This window comes from Hymenobacter tenuis (assembly GCF_054780495.1).
Window position 1 is genome coordinate 191,196 of sequence record NZ_BAAGWF010000004.1, and the last position, 15,757, is coordinate 206,952.

Here is a 15,757-nt window from a genome sequence, read left to right on the forward strand (position 1 = left end):
ACCCGTTGCGGAGCGAAACTTCTCTGGAAAAGGCCTCGCAAAGGTACAACCACCCACGGTGAAATAGTGAACGGAAAGGGTTTGCGGTTTTGGCCTGCCTAGCAAGAGTAGCCAACTGCCCACCCTGCCTTTTCAGTATCTCCCACCTTCTCCTTTCCACCTCACCACCCCCATCTTATGGTTGAAACGAAAGTGCTGTCGGAAACCTCGGTATTCGGTCAAATTGCCGAACACCAGCACGAGCAGGTAGTGTTCTGTCACGACCACGAAACTGGTTTGCGCGCCATCATTGGCATTCACAACACGGTACTAGGCCCAGCGTTGGGCGGAACCCGCATGTGGCACTACACCTCCGAGGCCGAAGCCCTGAACGATGTGCTTCGCCTCTCGCGCGGCATGACTTACAAGGCAGCCATTTCGGGCCTGAACCTGGGCGGTGGCAAGGCCGTCATTATTGGCGATGCCAAAACCATGAAGACGGAGGCCCTACTGCGCAAGTTTGGCCGCTTCGTGCAAAACCTCAACGGCAAGTACATCACGGCCGAAGATGTAAACATGACCACCAAGGACATGGAATACATCCGGATGGAAACCAAGCACGTGTCGGGCCTGCCCGAAAGCATGGGCGGCTCCGGCGACCCGTCGCCGGTAACGGCCTATGGCACCTACATGGGTATGAAAGCCGCGGCTAAGAAGGCATTCGGCTCCGACTCATTGGCTGGCAAGCGAATTGCGGTGCAAGGCGTAGGCCACGTGGGTACCTATCTGCTGGAGTACCTGCAGAAAGAAGGTGCCCACTTGGTGCTAACGGACTACTACGAAGACCGCGCTCTGGAAGCAGCCGCTCGGTTTGGCGCTAAAGCCGTGGGCCTCGATGAAATCTACGACCAGGACGTGGACATCTACTCGCCGTGCGCGCTGGGTGCTACCCTGAACGATGACACCCTCAGCCGCCTGAAGTGCCAGGTGGTAGCGGGCTGCGCCAACAACCAGTTGGCTGACGAGAACGTGCACGGACCGGCGCTGGTAGAGCGGGGCATCATCTATGCCCCCGACTTCTTGATCAACGCTGGTGGCCTCATCAACGTGTGCTCCGAGGTAATGGGCGGCAACCGCGAGGCCACCATGATTCAAACGGAGAAAATCTACGACATTACTACCCAAGTGCTTACCCGAGCCGAGCAGGAAGGCAGCCACCCCCAGGCTGCTGCTACCCGCCAGGCCGAGGAGCGTATTGCCGCCATCGGCAAGGTTAAATCAACTTACTAAATGGTGAACTAGGGAAGTTGTGAAATGGTGGGTTTACTCTAATAAAATCCCTAGGGGCACATATTCGACAAACCTGCTGTTTCACGACTTCGCAACTTCACAACTTTACCAACAAGAATGCTCAACCGTCGCACGCTTCGCATCAAGGTCATGCAGTCCCTCTACGCCTATCATCAGGCAGTGGGGTCCGATTTTTTATTGGCCATTGACCGGATTGCGGATGCCTTCGCGCCCGATTTGAATTCGCCCGAGCCCCAGGACCGCAAGCAGTTGCAGGGCCAGCGCAAGATGTCGGAAGTCATTTTCAAGGAGTGGCACAAAACCGGCGAAGAGTTCGAGAAGACGAACGACGCTGACGTGAACGACGCAGTGCAGGACGCCATTAAGTACTACCAGCAGGCTGTAAGCAAAGATGCTTCGTTCTATGGGGGCCAGATGGTGCACGCTGCCGAGAGCATTCACGACCAGTACATTCACTTGCTCAACATTCCGGAGGCCTTGCTGCAGGTAATTGAGGAAGAGAAAGTGCGCGATTCGCGCCGCTTCACGGCCGCCAAAGAGCCCCTGCTCGACGCTACGCGCTTGTTGGAAAACCAGGTAATCGAAAAGCTCATCAACAACCTGCAGCTCCAGGACCTGACCATTCGTCGTTCCCTGAAGTGGCACGGCGAGGAAGAGCTGGACGCATTGCGCCAAGCCTGGCGGAGCGAGATGAAGCAGGATCCGGAGCTCTTGAGCTACCTGGCGGCCCCGGCCGGCAACTACCAGGAAGACCAGGAAATCCTCAAGCACATCTATAAAACCTACGTGTTCAAGGGCGAGAACCTGCCCGCGTACATTGAGGAAGACGACCTGAACTGGGAAGAAAACCGCGCCATCGTGAAGAACCTGGTAGTGAAAACCGTCAAGATGCTCGACGAAGCGGCGGACGAAAATCTGGTGCTCATGTCGCTTTCAGCGAACTGGCAGGAAGACAAGGAGTTTGCCGAAAGCCTGTACAAGCAGACGCTGGCCGATGATGAGAAGTACGAAAAGCTGATTGCCGAATCAGTACAGAACTGGGATGTGGAGCGCGTGGCGCTTACCGACAAAATTCTGCTGAAAATGGCACTCTGCGAGATGCACCTGTTCCGGGCTATTCCCGTGAAAGTGACCATCAACGAGTACATCGAAATCAGCAAGATTTACAGCACGCCTAAGAGCAAGCAATTTGTAAACGGTATTCTGGATAAATTGGCGCAGGATCTGACCGCCAGCGGGGCCATCCGGAAATCGGGCCGCGGGCTGCTGGATAACCAGTAGGTTCAACGCAGAACCGGACCTAGGCGGAAAAGCGCAATATTCGCGCAGTTCTATATCCTACGGCGCAGTTCTACGTATCTACTCATACTCCCTGTCTCACTTCTCACCCTCCGTACTCATTTCTGTTCATCATGGGTAGCAAAACCACTACCGGCATCCTTTGCTTTGCCGGCGGCGCCCTCACCGGGGCCGTTATCGGACTACTTTACGCACCTGAAAAAGGCCGCGAAACGCGTAGCTGGCTGAGCTATCAGCTGGAAAAGTACCGCGAAACGCTGGCTGACCTGACCGAGAACCTAGTAACCAGCCGCACCGACCAGGGCCCCAGCTCCGCAAAAAGCGAAGGCCAGCGCGTGATTCAGGATGCTAAGAGCAAAGCCGAGCAGCTGCTTGGCGATGTTGATCAGCTTATTAACCAGATCAACTCCCGGAAAACAGTTTAGGGATGCGCTGAATACTGGATGTGCTGAAGTGCTGATTGGCAGATACCTGCCGGCAGCATTTCAGCACATCTTCATTTTTAGTACCCGCCATTGGTAGGTACATTTGTACAACATTATGGGGTGCCGGCAGCCTACCGACGGCACTACCAGAAAGGTACTTCAGGTGGCTTCTGGCGGCGCAGCAAACGCTACCCCAGAATAGGCTACAAACCTGCTGCGGCCCCGCCCGCACCCAGAATTGCTCATTAACCCAACTCAATAGAATGCATCTCATCACTCTTATTCCCGGCGACGGCATTGGCCCCGAAATCACGAAAGCAGTAACCGATATTTTCGCGGCGGCACAGGTGCCGGTGCAATGGGAGGAGCAGAACGCAGGCCAAACCACCTTCGACCAGTCGGGTGAGCTGATTCCGCAGGCGCTGCTCACGTCGTTGGAGAAAAACCGGGTGGCGCTGAAAGGCCCCATCACTACCCCCGTAGGCAAAGGCTTCCGCAGCATCAACGTAACGCTGCGCCAGAAGTACGACCTCTACCAGAACGTACGTCCGGCCAAAACCACGGAAGGCATCGAGACGCGCTATTCAAATATTGACCTAGTGCTGTTTCGTGAAAACACGGAAGGCCTGTACGCCGGCCTCGAAATTTTCGACGAGCAGAACGGCATCGGTGATTCTATTGCCCGTGTAACCATTTCGGGTGCCCGTAAAATTTGCCGCGCGGCGTTTGCGTATGCTGCCAAGCATGGCCGCAAAAAGGTAACGCTGGCCCACAAAGCCAACATCCTGAAAGTGCCCGGCAAAATCATGCTGGATGCTGCCCAGGAAGCTGCTCGCGAGTTTCCCCAGGTGCAGTACGAAGAAAAAATCATCGACAACATGTGCATGCAGCTGGTTACCAAGCCAGAGCAGTTCGATGTGATTGTAACCACCAACCTGTTCGGCGACATCCTGTCGGACCTGTGCGCTGGTTTGGTAGGCGGACTAGGGGTAGTAGCTGGCGCGAACATCGGCGACGATATGGCCATCTTCGAGGCCGTGCACGGCTCGGCTCCTGACATTGCCGGCCAGGGCAAAGCCAACCCAACGGCGCTGCTGCGTTCGGCCCTGATGATGCTGCACCACATTGGCGAGCACACGTACGCCGACAAGATTGAAAAAGCACTGGAGCTGACCCTGAAAGACAAAGCCAAGTGCACCGGCGACCTGGGCGGCACGGCAACCACCACTGAGTTTGCGCAGGCCATCATCAACAACCTGAGCCACTAGTAGGTTGAGAGTAGCAGAAGCTTTCCGCTAGGCCCTGGCACAAACGCATGTGCTGTTGTGTTACGGCCTGGCGGAGGGCTTCCGTAGGCAAGGAATTATGCCGTACTTTCACCACGTAAATCGTTTTCAATAAGCTGCTGACATAACAGGCCGTAGCTTCTTTTTTTACTCAACATGAAACGCAATCTTTTTTCTGCTTTCCTGCTGTCGGGCGTGCTGCTGGGCGCCTGCAATAACAACAAGGCTGAGGTAGGTGCCGAGGGCATGAACGCGGCCGCTGCCAACGCCAGCGAGGCGGTAGCTAACCCGGTAGTAGACAACCCGAACGTAACCGGCGAAACGGAAGCTCCGAACCCCAACGCCCCGGTGATGACCTTCGCCGTAGCCGACCACGATTTCGGCGACATCAAGCCCGGCCAAGTGGTAAAACACACGTTTGAGTTCACCAACACGGGCAAGTCGCCGCTGCTGATTGAAAACGCAACGGCTTCCTGCGGCTGCACTACCCCTAACTGGACCAAAGAGCCGATTGCGCCCGGCGCCAAAGGCACCATTGATGTGCAGTTTGACTCGCAAGGCAAAACCGGCATCCAGAACAAAGAAGTAGCCATCCAGGCCAACACGCAGCCTACCATCACGAAAGTGGTAATTAAGGCCAACATCCTGCCCGAGAGCACCAACGGTCCTACGCGCTAGGGTAACTTCAGACGCTAACTACTAAAAGTTGAGGAGTAGTACGGCCCGGGCCGGCTGCCCTTCAACTTTCTGTTTTTCAGCGCTTTTCTTTTCCGTATATTCCTCTTTCTATGCTTGCTACGCTTTTACTCCAAGCTGCTTCCGGCGCTAATGGCCTGATTTCCTACCTTCCCCTAGTTGGTATGGTCATCGTGATGTACTTCTTCATGATCCGGCCCCAGCAGCGCCGCGCCGCCGAAGCTAAGGCTTTCCGGGCATCACTGGGCAAGGGCTCGAACGTGGTTACCATGGGTGGGCTGCACGGGAAAGTAGTCGACCTGAACGAGGACACCGTTACGATTGAGGTAGATAAGGGCGTACGTCTGCGCTTCGACCGTTCGGCCATTGCCCGCGAAGTAGCCAGCAAAAATTCTGCTCCCGCTGCCTAGGTACTAGGTCTGCTGCTGGCTCAAACCGCTTGCTGACGGGTTCCGGTTGCTACCTTGGCTAGGAGCCCGCTAGGGCCCGGGTAAGCGCAACCTGCTGGGGGCAACTAGTGCCTTCTTTGTTCTTCTTAAGCTTTCCGCCTCGTGTCGTCTGCTCGTCCTGACCGTTTGCTGCGCTGGTTTGTAAACCCGTTTTTTGGGCAGGAGCGGAGCTATTGGCGGGCCGTAACGGCGTGCTTTCTGGCGGCCAGTACGTTCTGGCTGCTAAACGCCTTCAACAAGACGTATACCACCCGCATTGCGTACCCTATTGCGTGGCGCTACGATGAAAGCCGTTTCATTCCGGTGAAGCCGCTCCCGAAAGAAGTGCAGGTAAACGTGACGGGTCGAGGCTGGAAACTGCTGCGGCGCCAACTCATGCTGGATGTAAAGCCAGCCGAGCTGCTGCTGGGTGCGCTGCCAACCACTAGGTACGTAACCAGCCGCATGCTGCGGCCGGCCCTGCAGCAGGCCATGGATGGGCTCCAATACAATTACCTGATTGCCGATACGCTTTGGGTGGAATTTGACCGCTTGGTGAGCCGCAAGCTGGCGTTAGGACTGAGCCCGGCCGCCGATGGGGCTGCGCTGCCCTATGCGGCCCGCTTTGAGCCAGATAGTATTGTGTTTCGGGGGCCGGCGGGCAAGGTGAATACGCTGCCCAGCCCGTATCCGGTGCACCTGCCTCAGGCCCCGGCCGGCTCCTCAACCGGCGATATACAAGTTCCTATTGGCGGCCCCGACCTCGTGCAAACCAACGTGCAGGATGTGCGCGTGCGGCTGCTGCGGCGCCCCGTCGTGACGGTACCCGTGCAGGTAGTACCGGAACTGCTTGATGCTCCGGCTGGGCATGAGTATAAGTTTTCGCCGGCCACCGTGCGGGTTCGGCTCCAGTTCTTTCCGGAGGATACCGCGGGCTTTAAACCAGAGCAGGTGCGTGTGCAGCTGCACTACGGGCAGTTCATCAACCGCGACTCCAGCCTGCGGCCTTTTCTGGCTGAAAAACCAGTGCAGGCCCGAGGCTATCTGCTGCTTACGCCCGGCGTTCGGGTAACTTCAACGGCGCAAGAATAACCTTTCGGCATGCTGAAAATAGGAATTACGGGCGGTATTGGCTCCGGCAAAAGCGTAGTATGCAAGCTGTTTCAGGTGCTGGGCGCCCCCATCTACGACTCCGATGCGCGCGCCAAATGGGTAATGGCGCACAATACCCAGCTTCGCGACGAGCTACTAGCTGCTTTCGGATCCGAAACCTTCGATACGCACGGGCAGCTTAAGCGCAGCTACTTGGCGCAGAAGGTCTTTACTGATCCTGCGCAGTTGGCCCGCCTCAACAGCCTGGTACATCCCCACGTAGGCCACGACTTTGAGGATTGGGCCGCAGCCCGGCAGGCTGAAGGCTACCCCTACCTGATGAAGGAAGCCGCCCTGCTCTACGAATCTGGCGCGTACCGGCAGCTTGACCGCATCATTACCGTGTATGCCCCGCTGGAAATCCGGCAGGCCCGGGTGCTGCACCGCGACCCGCACCGCACCCCCGATGACATTCAGAACATCATCGGTAAGCAAATGAGCGAGGAAGAAAAGCTGCAACGGGCCGACTACGTCATCTACAACGACGACCAGCACCTGCTTATTCCACAGGTACTTACCCTGAATGCGGAGTTCAAAGGCTGAGCAGGGCTAGGCGCCTTACCGAATGATGGGGCTTCTTTCAAAGGGCCGGGTGCGGTCAAAGAGGTAGCGGTATGTGATGTGGGTTTTATAGATGCGGGCGCCAATGGAGCGGGTAAGGGCCAGCATACGCGGGTTGAAGTCGCCGATCCAGTTCATTTCAATATCGTGGTAGCCGGCGCGCATAAACTGAGCGCGGGCATGCACCATCATGGCAGACTCTATGCCTTTGCCTTGCCACTCGGGCACTACCCCGAAAATAACGCCGAACAGTTTTTTGTCGGTTCGCTGCATGTATTTGCGCTTTTCCCACAGGAAACGCAGCTTACCGACTAGGCCAAATTTGCGGCCAATGTGCTTGAAAATCTGGTTGAGCTCGGGCAGGCTTACAAAGAAGGCAATGGGCTCGTCGTTGTGGTAGGCAAACCACAGCAGGCGCTCATCCAGCACGGGCTTCATCTCGCGCACCAACTCCCGGGCTTTGTCCAGCGGCATGGGGTTGATGCCGCTGTGGTTGGCCCAAGCCAGGTTATACACGTGGTGAAAGTCTTGGGCTAGTTTTTCGGCCTTGCGCTTGCTCGCGTGCTCAAACCGAAACGTAGGGTACTGCTGGGCATATTTCTCCATGGCCCGCCCAAAGGTTTCGTGCAAAGGCGTGGCTACCTCCCGGTAGCAGGTATACTGCTTGAAATACACCTGAAAGCCGTAGTTCTCAAACAGCTGCTGATAATACGGGGCATGGTAAAACATGCCATAGTTAGGCTCGGTGAAGCCCGCCGTCAGGAGTCCCCAAAACCGGTCCCGCTCACCGAAATTAATGGGGCCATCCATAGCGGCCAGGCCGCGCTGGCTTAGCCACAAGCGGCTGGCCTCAAACAATTCATTAGCGGCCTGCTGATCCTCAATACACTCAAAAAAGCCCATTCCGCCTACCGGCAGCGTTGGGTCGGTTTGCGGGGTTTGGTGGTTGATAAAGGCAGCTACCCGCCCAATAACCTCGCCGGCAGGGCTGGTAAGTATCCAGCGGATGGCCTCGCCGTGGGCAAAGTTATGGTTGCGCTTCGGGTCGAAAACGGCTTCAATCTCGTGGTCGAGCGGACCAATCCAGTTCGGATGGTTCTGGTAAATGCGGAAGGGCAAATCCAGGAACTGACGGCGGTACTCAGGGGTCGTGACTTCAAGTAAAGGCATACAGAAAGGAAGCAGAAAAACGCAAGCCCGGCAAAGAAAAGCAGTTGGCGCTTACGGGCGGGGTAGTCGGAAAATAGAAAGGACCTTGATGCCCTCTACCCGCAGCGTATAAATTTCACTGCCTACAGAATCTCTGTAGGACTGCGGGTGCCAGCGGTAGGAGGTAATGAAATAATCGGCCTGCTCCAGCGGCAGGTATTGAATGCGCTGGCGCTGTTCAGGTTTCAGAATGAGGCTATTCGTGTAAACTGGAGCCGATAGCGGCCAGCGGGCACTAAACTTAAGAGGCCCCTGAGGCTGATGTTGGAGCGCCCATTCTAAGCCTCGGCGGTAAGTGAGACCCCAATGGTCGCGCTCAAATAAGGCCTCTACCATGTGGGCGGGCAGGAAGCTATAGTACAGGTTCTGGAAAGGGTGCATCCGAACCATGCGTACAAAGGTATACAGGGTTTCGAGGCTGGCCAGTAGACTCATGCCTAGCGCCAGGTTACGCCAGGAAGGGTGTTGCCGCGCTACGCCCGCTAAGGCTACAAGGCCCCGCACGGCCAGCAACACCAACGCTGGGTACACAAAATACAAGTGCCGCCAGGTATCATAAAGCGACGAGTGCAAAATGATTACCAGCAGGATAGGGCCTAGTAACCAGCCAAGCAAGAGTAGGTCGAGCTGCGTTGCCGGATTCCGAAGTGTCAGCCAGCCGGCTCTACTACCATGGACAGTTACGGCTACTACCCCTATACATGCGGCCAAAACGTATGAAACGGGAGTGGTAAGAATAATCCAGACAGGAATGTAATGCCACGGCAGTTCATTGGCTTTATAGGCCTGACCGAAATAGTAATTGGTCATGATCCACTTAAAGTGGCTCATGCTTTTAAAGGCCGCTACAAAATTGCCTACGGGGTTTTCCCAGAGATAAGGCCAGCCTACCACCGTGGTTACTACCGCAACCGCTACGCTGATACCCAGTAGGCGCACTCGTTGCCGCCGCTCCGGAGCGGCCAACCAGGGCCAGTCCAGCAGTAGCAGTCCAAGCGTGAACGGCACCAACAAGCTACCCAGGATGCGGGCATCAACGGCAAGCCCAATGGCTATACCATGCACGACGGCCCGCAAGTAAGTCGGGCGCTCTTTCAGCCTAACCAGCGTAGCCATGCCGAGGGTAAACAGGCCCAAGAATAGGATGTCTTTGCCATTGTAAAACCCTTCCGCAAAGATCCTCGGAGAGAGAACCAGGAGGAAGGCGGCCAGCAGTGCTAGGCGCCAGTCCTGGAAGCGGATACGGCCTATCTGGTAGGTGCTCCAAATGCCCAACAGGAAAGTGCCGAAGATGAGCAGGTGGCGCATGTAGTAATACGCCTGCGGATCATGATGTGTAAACAGGTAGCTGAGTACGGTAACCGGAATTTCGAAAACGACGCCATGGTCATTGTCGGGGTAGCCTTTCAGGGGCGGAATCTGATGCACGGAAGGATCTTGCCCTACTTTCTCCGGGAAAACCAGCTCGGCCATATACTTCACGTTCACCAGCCCATTGAGGTGGTCGGTCGGCTCATCCCAGGAAACGCCGTAGTCGCGGTGCAGCGCTACCCCCACCAACGCCAGCAACCCAAAAAACAGGCCCACCACCCAGCGTTGGCCGGCACTAGAGTTGTTGGAAAACCACGTTGATACAGGCATAAGGGTGGCTGGCGTGTTTAGTATAGAGATAGCAAAAGCGGTGCGGATATCAGACGCAGATAATCAGGGCATAGCCCGCTAGGATATCCTTGGGGCAAGGGACCCTGGAAAAGCAACCATCTGCCTCAGCAGAAAGGCGGCCCTGCGGTCAAACCATAAAACGCGGCTAAATTCGGCAATTCATTGCCAACTTTTGGTTTGTTTCCTGTGCTGCGTAGCATTCCCCGATACATTTGGCTGCTAGCCGCGTTTCTGCTGGTGCTGCGGCTGGCCCTGAACCTGCACCTCAACCCGGGGCTGGAGTGGAATTATGATGAGCGCCGAAACGGCCGCATTGCCGATAGCTACCTAGCTGGCCACGGCTACGTAAGTCAGGATCCGGTACGCAAAACCCTGCGACCCGATGCTTTTCACGCCACGTTTCCGGTGTTTGTGTACATCGGGTGGGCCAAGACCGGGTTGCCCCGCCACTACCTCACGTTGCTGGTGTATGCTGCTGCCGCCGGGTGTTACTTGCTCGGAGGCTTGTATGTGCAGCGCACTCTTCGGCACTTTGGCGTTTCGCCGGGCCTAGCGTGGGCCGGGGCGGGCGCGTGGGCTCTCTCGCCCGGAGTGGTGTACTACGTGGGAGCTTTCTGGTGGTACGAGAACATTACGCTCCCTCTCCTAATCCTGGTGGTGTACAAGCTGCTGCGCCTTTCCAGTGGCCGCCCCTTGCGCTTGCCCGATGGTCTGCTGATTACAGGGTTAGTGCTACTTTCTTGCCTGCTACGCGGATACCTGCTGGCGGTGTACGGGGTGCTGTTTGCCGTGTTCTTGGGCCTAATGATGGGCCGACGAGCTGCGCGCCGGCAGCGTGCAGCTGCTTGGGCGCTGAGCCTGACAGTGCTGTTTGGCATAGGGCTGGTGCATGTGCCCATCCTGCTGAAAAACCACCGCTTGTTTGGGGCGTACGTGCTAAGCAACCAGGCGGGGTTTGAGCTGCTGCAAGGTCATAACTCCGTAACCAACGGCCGGTTTATGTTTGACTGGGATGAGCGCACCGGGCCCTTCGATCACTACGTGCGGGCCCAGATTCCGCAGCTCGACTCCCTGACCCAGTACCAGGAAAGCCAGGCCCGCAGCCGACTAGCCCGCCACTGGATAGCAACCCATCCTGGGCAGGAAGCGCAGCTCTGGGTTCGTAAAACTCTGCTGTTCTTTTCACCTGAGAACTTCATTGCCGACGCCCCTCGTACCCCCTGGAACCCGTTTACGGCCCTAATCCATGTAGCCTTTTTCGGGGCTCTGCTCCTAACTATTTTCCACTACCGGGGGCTGCGTTTTGAAGCGCCTGATGCCCTGCTCCTGACGCCGCTCATAGCCGTGTGGGCGCTGAGCCTGGTGTTTTTTGTGGGCTTTCGGTGGCGTTTTTTTGCCGAGCCGGCCATGCTGCTGTTCCCGATTATAGTCTGGCATCGGTTGCGGCGCCCACTCCCTGCGCCGCCAGAACAGCGCCAATAGGTCTTTCCCCATCACCAACCGGCGGCTAGCAGCAACCTGCTAAAAATAGTGCTCACCTGAACTAATGGCTGCCGGGCTGTTCACGCCAAGGCTCCTAGGTCTGCTTTCTGGCGAAGGCCAGCTTACCCTTCTGGCCTTATCGGCTATCTTATCTCGAAGAATTTCGTAGCCTGAAGCGTGGCGCGGCTTAGCCCGGATAGCATAACTGTACAGCCGCCGCGAGGCTCTAGGTGCTTTATTCCGCTCAACCCCCTCGCAAAACAAAAAAGGACAGCCGTTTCCGACTGTCCTTGTAGTGTGGGAGATACTGGGTTCGAACCAGTGACCCTCTGCTTGTAAGGCAGATGCTCTGAACCAGCTGAGCTAATCTCCCGAGGGGTACGCGTAAAAAGTAAAGTGGGAGATACTGGGTTCGAACCAGTGACCCTCTGCTTGTAAGGCAGATGCTCTGAACCAGCTGAGCTAATCTCCCATGGGCGTGTCCCGTTTGGGATGGCAAATATGGGAGGTCATTTTCGAATACGCAACTCTTTGTGCCATCTTTGGCCAGAGAAATTTTTGGGGCCGCGCTCGGTTAGTGAGGCAACGCATTACCAATCAGAAGTTTCAGGAGGATACATGCAGTGAGTCGATTTCTGAAAATTTCTTTCCTGACCCTGTTTTTCCTGCTTGGCGGGCTGGTAGGTGGCGTATGGCTCGGACAAAATCGCATCATCGGCTTGTTCGTGGCAGAATTAAATCGGTACCTGCAGGTGCCGGTACGGGCCAGTCGGCTGGAAGTATCCGTGCTCGACCAATTCCCCCGCCTGTCCGTGACGTTGCACGACGTGGTAATGGACGGCTCTCTGCCCACCGATACCATGAAGCTAGGCCGGGCCAAGCGGCTGTATTGTGCCTTTGATGCCTGGGACCTGCTAGCCGGCAATTACCGCATTCGGGCGGTGCGCGTAGCCGATGCCGTGGTGCGCGTGCGGCGCAACGCTCAAGGCAAACCCAACTACCTCGTGCTGCGCCCCGATACGGCTACTTCAGCCGCCGACCAACCGTTTGCTATTGAGCTGGAAGGTATTCAGCTGGAGCGCGTGCGCATCGTGTACGAAGACTCTTCGCGGCGGCAGTACTTTGCCCTCCGAACGCCCAATCTGAAAGCAGCGCTAGGTATCACCGACACGCGGGTAGAGGTAGCTGCGGAAGGCGCCGCGCTGGTAGAAACCCTGCGGCTAGGCTCTGATGACTACTTCCGGGCTAAAAACCTCACGCTAGGCACCACACTAGTCGTTGATCGGGCCAGCCAACGCGTTACCATCCAGCCATCCAAGTTACAGGTGGGCCTAGCGGCTTACACCATTGCCGGTACCGTCGACTATCGGGCTGCCACTCAGCTAGACCTGCGGTGTGATGCGGCCGGCACCGATATCCAGTCGGTGCTGGCGTTGTTGCCGCCGCGCCTCACCAAACGGCTGGCTGGCTACCGCAGCAAGGGCGCGGTATACTTTGGCGGCACAGTGCGCGGCGAGCTATCGGGGCAGCACAACCCTAGGGTGGCGGTGGAGTTTGGGTGTCAGGATGCGTCGTTTTTTCACCCTGATTACCAGCAGGCCGTCGACCACGTGTACCTGACCGGCTCGTTCAACAATGGCACCGCTCACTCCGTGAAAACGGCCGTGCTGGCCCTGAAAAACGTACGTGGACAACTAAGCGGCCGCCCATTTGGTGGGCAGCTGCGGCTGGAAAATTTTACCGCGCCGCACCTTCAGCTGCAGCTCCGCGCCGATGTAGATGTAGCGCGGGCCATTCGGTTTTTCCCGCTTTCGGCGGTGCGCCAGGCGAGCGGCGATGCCACCCTAGCCCTGAATCTGGACGGAACCTTACAGGAGCTGCGGGCCCGGCCCACTGCCCGCCAGGCCAGCGGCGAGCTGACCCTACGCAACCTACACTTGCAGCTGCGCGCTTTCCGCCAGCCCTTCACGCGCCTGAACGGCCGGCTGCAGCTACAGGGGGGTGATGTATCGGTACCGGCTTTCAGCGGTCGGCTAGGCAACTCTGACTTCCAGGGTCGGGGTACGTTGCGCAATGTGGCTGGCTGGGTCTTGAAGCCCCGTCAGCCCTTGCGCCTGGAAGCGGTAATGAGCTCTAATCTGTTGGACTTCAATCAGCTACTGTACGTCTATCAGCCCGCTTCTGGTGGCAAGACAAGTGGCGGGAGCTCTGGGCGCGCGGAAGGGTTGCGCGTGCCGGCCAACCTAGCGTTTAGTGTGCAAGCCAGTGCCCGGCAGGTACGCTTCCGGCGGTTGCGAGGCCGAAATCTGCAGGGCAACCTGCGCCTGCAGGGGCAAGTGTTCAGCTCCACGGGCCTGGCCTTAACAGCCGCCGGCGGCCGGACCAGTGTGCGCGGCACCGTGGATGCCCGCCAACCCCAGTTACTCAAGGCGCACACCCTCATGAGCTGCCAACAAGTGCCACTCGACAGCCTGTTTTACGTGTTCGAGGATTTCGGTCAGCAGTTTATCACCCAGCGTCATGTGCGGGGCTCACTCACGGCTACGGCCGAGGCTGATACGTACTTCGATGCCCACCTTTCGCCCCTCACCGACCGGCTAGAGGCAGAGGTGCATGCTACCGTGCGCAACGGCGAGCTGCTGAATTTTGAGCCCATGCAGAAGCTTAGCTTGGTGGCAAATCGGGCTACGCTACGCCATTTGCGCTTTGCTGAGTTGAAAAACAGCCTCTACATTCAGAGCCGCACGGTCTATATTCCTGAAATGGACATCCGCTCCAACGTGAAAGCCGCCGCCCTGATTCGGGTAACCGGCACGCATACCTTCGACCAGCAAATGGACTACCACGTCCGGATTCCGCTGCTGCCGGGCCTGCTGCCCTGGGCCACGGCCCGCGCCGAAGGGCCCATGCTGCGCCTCGCCATTCAGGGCTCGGAAAGCAGCTTTACCGTGCGGCCGGAGCGGGCCACCCCCGCCCGTCCGGCTCCAGCGCCGGTTGCGGTCCGGCCCGGGCCTAGAAGCCCCGCGCCTCAGGAAAGGCCTGCTGCTACCCCAGCCCCGCATCCCAACTTTGAGCTGAAGAAGCCCGCCAAGAAGCCTGCTCAGCCACAAACAGGTGAATATTTTGACTTTTAAAGCGGCAGCACGGAATAGCTTGCTGCCTGTTGGTTAATCAACTTGTCTTTGAGAGACAGGTGCTTATAGAATAGGAAGTAGCTGTTTGACTATAGTTTGCCGGGGCTGCCTGCAGGCTAACCAATCCGGAACGGTTGCGTTAAGGGTATCTGGTTTATCTCCACCCTGTTTTCTTTCCAACCATGAACGATACGCAACTCTTACAGAACTACTCCGACCAGGAGAAAGCTGCCTACCTGAGTGTGATTGCCAGCCTAGCCTCTGCCGACCGTGAAGCCTCGGCGGCTGAAATAGAATTTTTGCAGCAGCTAGCGCACCAGGCTAGCCTGAGCGGCGGTGCCACGCAGCAGGTTATATCGGCGGCCAAGGACGCCAGCAACGAAAGCATCAAAACCAATCTGGACACTTTGCGCTCCAGCGAGCTGCGGTACTCTTTGGTTACTGACCTCATTAGCTTTGCCCGCGCCGATGGCGCCTACTCCAACACGGAGGAGGAAATGGTAAATAAAATTGCGGCCTATCTAGGTATCAACCAGCAGCAAACCCAGGCGCTGGAGCAGGTAGTAGACCAGGCGGCTCAAGTGCCACATGATGCCAACGACCCGGGCAAGCAAGGCTTCCTGAGCGGCATTTCCGACAAGCTCGATAATGTTGGTATTCCGAAAGGTGCGCTTATGGCCGGCCTGCTAGGGGTAGTAGCTCCTATGGTCATTTCACGCGTAGTGGGTGGCCGCAGCCAAGGCGGTATGATGGGTGGCGGCGGTGGCCTCCTCAACAGCGGTATGGGCGGCCTGCTTGGTGGCGCGGCCAGCAGTGGCATGGGCGGCTTGCTCGGTGGCCTGCTGGGTGGCGGCTTGCTCGGCGGAATGATGGGCGGTGGTCAGCAACAGGCTGGCTACGGCAACTATCCGCAGCAAGGCAGCCACGTAGGTAGCGGCGGCCTCGGCTCTCTGATGTCTATTCTGGGCGGCCTGGGGGGCCAGCCTAACTCGCAGCCCCGCAGCGCCGGCGGTGGCGGCTTGGGCGGCCTGATGGGAGGCGGCATGGGCAGCTTGCTCGGCGGCCTGCTGGGTGGCCGGCGCTAGGCGCAGTTAACGGCATAGGTAGAACAAAGAGGCCCTTGTTGCAGCTGC

At 57.5% G+C, this 15,757-nt stretch carries 13 protein-coding genes and 2 tRNA genes; 11 read left to right on the forward strand and 4 right to left on the reverse strand.

Features of this window, described 5'->3' with window-relative positions; translation table 11 throughout:
• Positions 1–177 precede the first annotated feature (177 nt).
• The 8 genes from ACYVGU_RS14290 to coaE all read left to right on the forward strand — a co-directional run bounded on the left by ACYVGU_RS14290 (position 178) and on the right by coaE (position 7,119).
• Positions 178–1,269: a Glu/Leu/Phe/Val dehydrogenase dimerization domain-containing protein gene (locus ACYVGU_RS14290; protein WP_460622626.1), complete on the forward strand. Its 1,092-nt coding sequence runs from the start codon at positions 178–180 to the stop codon at positions 1,267–1,269.
• A 117-nt stretch (positions 1,270–1,386) separates the two neighbouring features.
• Positions 1,387–2,571, forward strand: a complete 1,185-nt coding sequence (gene nusB, locus ACYVGU_RS14295) for a transcription antitermination protein NusB (protein ID WP_460622627.1) — start codon at positions 1,387–1,389, stop codon at positions 2,569–2,571.
• 131 nt (positions 2,572–2,702) lie between these two features.
• Entirely contained in the window at positions 2,703–3,014 is a 312-nt protein-coding gene (locus ACYVGU_RS14300; RefSeq protein ID WP_125436073.1) for a YtxH domain-containing protein, read from the forward strand.
• A 263-nt stretch (positions 3,015–3,277) separates the two neighbouring features.
• A complete protein-coding gene (locus tag ACYVGU_RS14305) occupies positions 3,278–4,282 on the forward strand; it encodes an isocitrate/isopropylmalate dehydrogenase family protein (protein ID WP_460613295.1) in 1,005 nt (334 codons plus the stop codon).
• Positions 4,283–4,456: 174 nt separating this feature from the next.
• Positions 4,457–4,978 (forward strand): DUF1573 domain-containing protein, encoded by a 522-nt coding sequence (locus tag ACYVGU_RS14310; RefSeq protein ID WP_460622628.1) that lies wholly within the window; start codon positions 4,457–4,459, stop codon positions 4,976–4,978.
• Between the two features lie 110 nt (positions 4,979–5,088).
• A complete protein-coding gene (gene yajC, locus ACYVGU_RS14315) occupies positions 5,089–5,406 on the forward strand; it encodes a preprotein translocase subunit YajC (protein ID WP_460613297.1) in 318 nt (105 codons plus the stop codon).
• A 141-nt stretch (positions 5,407–5,547) separates the two neighbouring features.
• The gene (locus ACYVGU_RS14320) at positions 5,548–6,516 is read left to right on the forward strand and encodes a YbbR-like domain-containing protein (RefSeq protein WP_460622629.1); all 969 of its coding nucleotides are present in this window, start codon (positions 5,548–5,550) and stop codon (positions 6,514–6,516) included.
• Positions 6,517–6,525: 9 nt separating this feature from the next.
• A complete protein-coding gene (gene coaE / locus ACYVGU_RS14325) occupies positions 6,526–7,119 on the forward strand; it encodes a dephospho-CoA kinase (RefSeq protein WP_460622630.1) in 594 nt (197 codons plus the stop codon).
• A gap of 15 nt (positions 7,120–7,134) precedes the next feature.
• On the opposite strand, the gene ACYVGU_RS14330 is transcribed toward coaE, so the two are convergent.
• Both ACYVGU_RS14330 and ACYVGU_RS14335 read right to left on the reverse strand, forming a co-directional pair.
• On the reverse strand, positions 7,135–8,307 hold the full coding sequence (locus tag ACYVGU_RS14330; RefSeq protein WP_460622631.1) for a GNAT family N-acetyltransferase: 1,173 nt from the start codon (positions 8,305–8,307) through the stop codon (positions 7,135–7,137).
• A 51-nt stretch (positions 8,308–8,358) separates the two neighbouring features.
• Positions 8,359–9,987: a hypothetical protein gene (locus ACYVGU_RS14335; RefSeq protein WP_460622632.1), complete on the reverse strand. Its 1,629-nt coding sequence runs from the start codon at positions 9,985–9,987 to the stop codon at positions 8,359–8,361.
• Between the two features lie 207 nt (positions 9,988–10,194).
• Between ACYVGU_RS14335 and ACYVGU_RS14340 the strand changes: the two genes are divergently transcribed.
• Entirely contained in the window at positions 10,195–11,490 is a 1,296-nt protein-coding gene (locus ACYVGU_RS14340; protein WP_460622633.1) for a hypothetical protein, read from the forward strand.
• A gap of 298 nt (positions 11,491–11,788) precedes the next feature.
• On the opposite strand, the gene ACYVGU_RS14345 is transcribed toward ACYVGU_RS14340, so the two are convergent.
• Together ACYVGU_RS14345 and ACYVGU_RS14350 are read right to left on the reverse strand one after the other, a co-directional pair.
• Positions 11,789–11,863 (reverse strand) — tRNA-Val (locus ACYVGU_RS14345).
• 24 nt (positions 11,864–11,887) lie between these two features.
• Positions 11,888–11,962 (reverse strand) — tRNA-Val (locus ACYVGU_RS14350).
• Between the two features lie 151 nt (positions 11,963–12,113).
• Here ACYVGU_RS14350 and ACYVGU_RS14355 point away from each other — a divergent pair.
• Both ACYVGU_RS14355 and ACYVGU_RS14360 read left to right on the forward strand, forming a co-directional pair.
• A complete protein-coding gene (locus ACYVGU_RS14355) occupies positions 12,114–14,624 on the forward strand; it encodes a hypothetical protein (protein ID WP_460622634.1) in 2,511 nt (836 codons plus the stop codon).
• Positions 14,625–14,806: 182 nt separating this feature from the next.
• Complete coding sequence (locus ACYVGU_RS14360) at positions 14,807–15,709, forward strand: TerB family tellurite resistance protein (RefSeq protein WP_460613304.1); 903 nt, start codon at positions 14,807–14,809, stop codon at positions 15,707–15,709.
• The last annotated feature ends 48 nt before the right edge of the window (positions 15,710–15,757 follow it).